General features: G+C 64.0%; 4 protein-coding genes and 2 pseudogenes. 3 read left to right on the top strand and 3 right to left on the bottom strand.

Annotation, left to right across the window (positions count from 1 at the left end; translation table 11 throughout):
• The first annotated feature begins 259 nt into the window (after positions 1 to 259).
• Positions 260 to 1,120 (top strand): squalene/phytoene synthase family protein, encoded by an 861-nt coding sequence (locus tag VGH68_RS19295; RefSeq protein ID WP_331605281.1) that lies wholly within the window; start codon positions 260 to 262, stop codon positions 1,118 to 1,120.
• A 207-nt stretch (positions 1,121 to 1,327) separates the two neighbouring features.
• Here VGH68_RS19295 and VGH68_RS19290 read toward each other — a convergent pair whose 3' ends face one another.
• The 3 genes and pseudogenes from VGH68_RS19290 to VGH68_RS19280 form a co-directional block, all read right to left on the bottom strand.
• Positions 1,328 to 2,581, bottom strand: coding sequence for a DUF1501 domain-containing protein (locus VGH68_RS19290; RefSeq protein ID WP_331605280.1), 1,254 nt, complete (start codon positions 2,579 to 2,581; stop codon positions 1,328 to 1,330).
• A 134-nt stretch (positions 2,582 to 2,715) separates the two neighbouring features.
• Positions 2,716 to 3,609 (bottom strand): annotated as a pseudogene (locus tag VGH68_RS19285) (DUF1800 family protein).
• Positions 3,610 to 4,008: 399 nt separating this feature from the next.
• Complete coding sequence (locus VGH68_RS19280) at positions 4,009 to 4,335, bottom strand: hypothetical protein (RefSeq protein ID WP_331605279.1); 327 nt, start codon at positions 4,333 to 4,335, stop codon at positions 4,009 to 4,011.
• A 228-nt stretch (positions 4,336 to 4,563) separates the two neighbouring features.
• Between VGH68_RS19280 and ompR the strand changes: the two genes are divergently transcribed.
• Together ompR and VGH68_RS19270 are read left to right on the top strand one after the other, a co-directional pair.
• On the top strand, positions 4,564 to 5,298 hold the full coding sequence (gene ompR / locus VGH68_RS19275; protein WP_006048917.1) for a two-component system response regulator OmpR: 735 nt from the start codon (positions 4,564 to 4,566) through the stop codon (positions 5,296 to 5,298).
• 151 nt (positions 5,299 to 5,449) lie between these two features.
• Positions 5,450 to 6,077 (top strand): annotated as a pseudogene (locus VGH68_RS19270) (two-component sensor histidine kinase); the annotation flags it as partial.

Here is a 6,077-nt window from a genome sequence, read left to right as displayed (position 1 = left end):
CGTCAGGACCTAAACCTGGTGCGTCTACCAATTTCGCCACTCACGCGAATGCTATGCGTTCAGGACCACGCAATCAGCATGCGCCCAAAAGCGTAAGCGCGAGATTCTAACCGATTGATTCACGCTTGTCTGCATCTGCTGACCTCTGTGCAAGCGGCGCCGATGCTACAATTTTCGGCCCGACGCGAACGCGCCATGACCGGCCCACAGCATGTCCATGGCACCGTCGCCGCGAGTCCTTCCCCACACACCCCATCCCGTGAATTTCGACGACTATTGCCAGCAGAAAGCGGCGCCGCCAGGATCGAGCACCTACTATGCGCTGCGCCAGGCGCGCGCGGCCAGCCAGCCGTTGTTGACCGCGCTCTTCGCATTGCGTCGCGAGTTCGAGGAAACCGTCAAGGAAACCAGCGATCCCGCAGTCGGCCGCACCAAACTCGCGTGGTGGCAAAAGGAGATCGCGTCGCTCGCGGCCGGCGCGCCGTCGCATCCGGTATCTCAAGCACTCGCCGCTCATCTGCCCGATGTGCAGGCCGAATATGCGGCGTTGCAGGCCTTGCTTGGCGGTTTCGAAATGGACCTCGACCAGGCGCGCTATCTCGACTATCCGAATCTGCGGCGCTATGTGAATGGCGTCGGCGGCAACTTCGCGTCGCTCGTTTCCCGGGCCGCGGCGAACGGGGTCGCCAACGGTATGGTGAACGGCGCGGTGCGCGACGCCGCGCAGGCGATGGAGTGGGCCGCTTCACTCGGCGAAGCGCTGATGCTCGCGCAATTCGTCGCCGAGACGGGCAACGACGCGCGCCACGGCCGCATCTATATCCCGATCGACGAGATGCAGCGCTTTAACGTCACTGCCGCTGATCTGATCAATCGCAAATACACGGACGGGTTCACCGAGCTGATGCGCTTCGAAACCCATCGCGCGCGCGATGCGGTGCGCGCTGCGCTCGCCGCGATGCCCGCGAAAGCCCGCCGCACGCAGCGCACGCTGATCGCCCTTGCAGCGCTGGCATTGGCGCTGCTCGACGAAATCGAACAGGACGGCTATCACGTGCTGCATCAACGCATCGCGTTGACGCCGATCCGCAAGCTGTGGATCGCGTGGCGCGCGAAATGAGGGCAATGCACGCGCGAATGCCGGCGTGAAATACGCGCGACGTGGGCGCACTGTTTGTCCACTGCCGGTCGACTATGTGTTCGCCACCGGGTTCAGTACCTGGTCACTACCGGTTCCACTAGCGGGTTCACCACCGGTCCACGACCGGTCCACTAGCGCCCTCGCAAAACAGCGAACCAGCCACGAACCGCTGGAGACGACGCACATCTAGACGCGCAACAACGGCAGCGGCTCGAATCGCTGCCGCAGAATCGCCGGCGCTTCGAGCCCCCACCACGACCCCAGCACCGTCGCATACAACTGACGGAAATCCACGCCGATCGGCAGATTGCCGTTACCGTCGAGCCGCGCAAGCAGCGGCGGCACGCCATACAGACCGCCCTGCACGCGCCCGCCCGCGACGAAGTGCGGCGCCACGGTGCCGTGATCAGTGCCATTGCTCTGGTTCTCGCGCGGGCGGCGGCCGAACTCCGCGTAGCTCATCACGAGCGTATCGTTCCAGCGGCCCAGCTCGACGAGCGCCGACTGCATCGCCACCAACCCCTGTGCGAATTGTCCGAGCAACGCGGCGTGCTGGGCAGGCTGGTTCTGGTGCGTATCGAAACCGTTCAGGGTCAGGCGGATCACCGCGACGCCCTGCCCGCTCACAGGCTGTCCTTGCCGCGTATCGCAGGCGGCCAGCACTTGCATCGCCGCTTTGATCGAACTGCCCAGCGCGCCGCCCGGAAACACGGTTTTCAACCGCGGCTGGCTCCGCATCGGACGCAGATGGTCAGCCACTCTAACTCTCTCGTTCTCGACATCGAGAATAGGCGCGAGCGCCGGATTGCGTTCGGGCAACGACACCGGCGTCGCGAGCCGCGACGCGCTGACGCACTGCGCGGGATTGACGAGCGCGATCGTCCGCGCGCCGTTAGCGAGCGGCCCCATTTCGGCGCTGCCGATCACCACGCCATCGGCCGCGAAACTCGCGGGCACTGGCTTCGCCGCGAACGCGCGCGTGAGCCACCCTTCGCGCAAGTACTCGTCGGAGCGCGACGCGGTATCCCAGATCTCGATCGAACGAAAATGCGACAGATTGGGCTGCGGGTAGCTGACGCCCTGCACGATGGCCAGCTGGCGGCTCTGCCACAGCGGCATCAGCGGCTGCAGCGCAGGATGCAGCGCGCTGCGCTCGTCGAGCTGGATCGCCTGCTGGCGCTTGATGCCGATGTTTTTGCGCAGCGTGTAATAGAGCGGATCGGCGAATGGGATCACGGTGTTCAAGCCATCGTTGCCGCCCTTCAGTTCGATCACGATCAGCAGGTTGCCGTAACCGTGGCCAGCAAAAGCGGATGCGAGCGGCGCAGCGGATGAAGCGGGACTCGACTCGGGCGCCCCATTCGGGGCACCGAACGCGCGAGGCAAGCACAGCGACGCGCCGGTAGCCGCGCCCATCGAAAGAAAGCTGCGTCGTTTCATCTCGCACCTCGTCGTCATCGTGCCCGGCAGAAGCTGTGCTCGCGCCGGCTGCGTCTTTTGACGGCCTGCACGCTTCAGCGTTATCAAACGCCTCGACTACTTGATCGACTACTTCAGTTGATAAGCCGGGTCCGTCAGCAGCGCTTCGAGATACGCGCTCGCGTCGAATCCGTTGCGATAGCATGCCCCGGCGGCAATGGCAAGACCGCGTGTTGCAACTGCGAATTGGTCGACAGTCCCGGCTTCGCAGTGGGCGAAGTGTTGTAGCGCGCGAGCCAGTTCGCGCTATCGAAGCGTACGCCACCCCGACCCGTGTGGGTCATCGCCCGCTGCAGCGGCGCATTCGCAGCACTCGCCGTGGTGGCCTGCGCATCGCTCACCGCCGTCCGCGCGGCCGCCGGTTCATTGTTGGGCGCGTGCCCCGCAGCCTGGGTCGCGCGAAAGAGTTGCTCGACGAATCGCTTGCGCGCGAGCAACGTCGAACTGTCGATCCACGTCGCACCGCCCGGCCATCCTCTGACGGTCGGCGGATCGAACAGGTTCTCGCCGAACGCGCGAAGCCGAGCGGCGAACGGCTCAGTGTCGTCATAGATGATCTCGAACGAGTACCGTGCCGACGACGAACTCGACCGGCCACTTCACGAGCACGCCGGGGTTGTCGCCGCTCCAGAACCCATCGTTCAACAGCACCTCGCGCAACACGAGCTTGATGTCATAGCGACTCGCGCGTAATTGCGCGGCAATCGGCTCGGTGCGCGCGGGCTCCGGTGTGTCGACACCAACTCACGCCATAGCCTGGTCGTGTTGAACGTCGCTGTTTCAGGCCGAACGAGAAGGATTCCGAGCACCTGATCGCCATCGAACGGACCCGTGTGGTCGAGTACTGTCTTTTCGCCGCCGTCGTGCTGGCGCGCGCGCCACATGTAGCTCTGTGTATCAGGACAGAGACTCCAGCGCGTGCATGCGCGCGCGGCCTCGGCGACATCGTGCTGCCTCTAATGCGCGTCGCCGAGCGTGAAGAGTTCCATCACCTCGCGGGCGAAATTTTCGTTCGGCTTGCGTTTGCGTTTTCGATTGCTTGCGCCGCCCGATGTCTCGCATCGGCGGAACGTGGCACACGCTGCTGTGCGACGGCGGAAGTCGCGTCGTGAAGGAACGCGACGAGCGCGGTCGCCGAGCCCATTAACCATGAGCCGCCAGGTAACACGTCGAGGAAGTTTCATCAGCGCTGATTGGGTGGTCACCGGCTCGCAGGTCGCAGATCGCAGCGTGCACTCCGGCGCAATGCGCTTATGCTGGCGACTCACCGGAGCAACTCGGCGAGCCGGTCACGCGCAACGTGCAACAGGACTTCTCAGGCGACGACGTGCGCGCGATCGCAGCACTTCGATGTGGTGTACCGATGCCACAGCACGCACGCGCAGAGACTACCGCTTGTACAGTTCGCGCACGGCGTCTTCGATATGCTGGCGCAGCAGACGCCGCTCTTCGGGCGTCATATGGCCGTCGCGGCGGCGTTGATCGAGATCGGGAGGAACGGCGGTGCGCAGCATCGCGTCAGAAGCAGGACGATCGGTGACGAGGTTGTGGCGATTGAGCCGGCTACTGCCAGACCGGCTTGCATGCTCGCGGGGGAGTCTATCGGCGGCCGGCTGTGCAACGGCGAGCGTCGGGCTCAGTGAGCCTGCGAGCGTACCGGCAACCGCCAGTGCAATCACGCTCAGGCGCACAATTGGCCAAACCCCTCCCTTCATGTTGTTCCCTTCGTGGCGCGGCAACCGGCGACCTCAGATGCGTATGCAAACCCCGGTAACAGCCGGGTGCGAGAGTTTTTGTCGAGTGAAGTATCCACCGAACAGCCGCATTCAGTAAAGGAGTCTAAACGCGCGTACTTTACGCCGCGCCACAGTGCGGGTAAATTTTGTAACCGACTGTAACCCCCGAAACGGTGTAACCGCGCACCACTTTCTAATCGCGCTAAGATGCCGACCATGGAAACCAAAAACCCGTCGAAAATCCTCGTCGTCGACGACGACCCACGCCTGCGCGATCTGCTGCGCCGCTACCTCGGTGAACAGGGCTTCAATGTCTATGTTGCCGAGAATGCGCCGTCAATGAACAAGCTCTGGGTGCGCGAGCGTTTCGATCTGCTGGTGCTCGACCTGATGCTGCCCGGCGAGGACGGACTGTCGATCTGCCGCCGTCTGCGCGGCAGCAACGACCGCACGCCGATCATCATGCTCACGGCCAAGGGTGAGGATGTGGATCGCATCGTCGGCCTCGAAATGGGCGCCGACGACTATCTGCCAAAGCCGTTCAATCCTCGCGAACTGGTGGCGCGCATTCACGCGGTGCTGCGCCGTCAGTCGCCGTCCGAACTGCCGGGTGCACCATCCGAGACCACCGAAGTATTCGAATTCGGCGAATTCGCGCTGAATCTCGCCACCCGCACGCTCACCAAGGCCGGCCAGGAAATTCCGCTTACCACCGGCGAATTCTCGGTGCTGAAAGTGTTCGCGCGTCACCCGCGCCAGCCGCTGTCGCGCGAAAAGCTGATGGAGCTCGCGCGTGGCCGTGAATACGAAGTCTTCGACCGCAGCCTGGACGTGCAGATCTCGCGTCTGCGCAAGCTGATCGAGCCCGATCCGGGCAGCCCGCGCTTCATTCAGACCGTGTGGGGTCTGGGCTACGTATTCATTCCCGACGGTGCCGCCTGAGTTGTGCCGGAAGGTGTCGACCGGAGTTCGCGCATTGGCGCTTGGTCCGACTCCATGCGATTTATCGCGGTCGACCGGAGCTGGCGCCGCAGCGCCGACTCCGGTCGCCTGCAACATAGTTGCTGTGTTTGACTTCTCATAAGAAGGGCCCATGCGGATCGACCGGCGCCTCCTGACGCTCGCGTTCGGCGGCCTTTTCTGGCGGACCTTTCTGCTGATCGCACTGTTGATCGCAGTCAGTCTCGCGGCGTGGTTCCAGAGCTTTCGCGTGATCGAGCGCGAGCCGCGCGCGCAGCGCGTGGCACTGCAACTCGTCGCGATCGTCAAGCTCACGCGCACCGCGCTCCTCTATTCCGATCCCGACTTGCGGCGCGCGCTGCTGCAGGATCTGGAGAGCAACGAAGGGGTGCGCGTCTATCCGCGCGAGGCCACCGACAAATACAAACTCCAGCCCGACGAATCGTTGAACCGCCTGATCGAGCGCGACATTCGCGGCCGCCTCGGCGACGACACCGTGATCGCGCAAAGCGTGAACGACATCAACGGCGTGTGGATCAGCTTCAAGATCGACGACGACGATTACTGGGTCGCTCTCGATCGCGATCAGCTCGACAATGCGACGGGCCTGCAATGGGCCGGCTGGGGCGTATTCGCGCTCGCGCTGTCATTATTCGGCGCGGCCTTCATCACGAGTCTCGTGAACCGGCCGTTCGCGCGGCTTGCGATGGCCGCGCGCAAGGTCGGCTCCGGGCAGTCGCCGGAGTCCCTGCCCGAGCGCG

The organism is Paraburkholderia sp. (assembly GCF_036488505.1).
In the GTDB taxonomy this organism is placed as follows: domain Bacteria; phylum Pseudomonadota; class Gammaproteobacteria; order Burkholderiales; family Burkholderiaceae; genus Paraburkholderia.
This window is presented reverse-complemented; position numbering and strand designations above follow the sequence as displayed.

Coding starts and splice junctions, on each gene's coding strand:
- VGH68_RS19290 (WP_331605280.1), bottom strand. CDS start 2,581: ATGAAACGACGCAGCTTTCTTTCGATGGGCGCGGCTACCGGCGCGTCG.
- VGH68_RS19280 (WP_331605279.1), bottom strand. CDS start 4,335: ATGAAGGGAGGGGTTTGGCCAATTGTGCGCCTGAGCGTGATTGCACTG.
- ompR (WP_006048917.1), top strand. CDS start 4,564: ATGCCGACCATGGAAACCAAAAACCCGTCGAAAATCCTCGTCGTCGAC.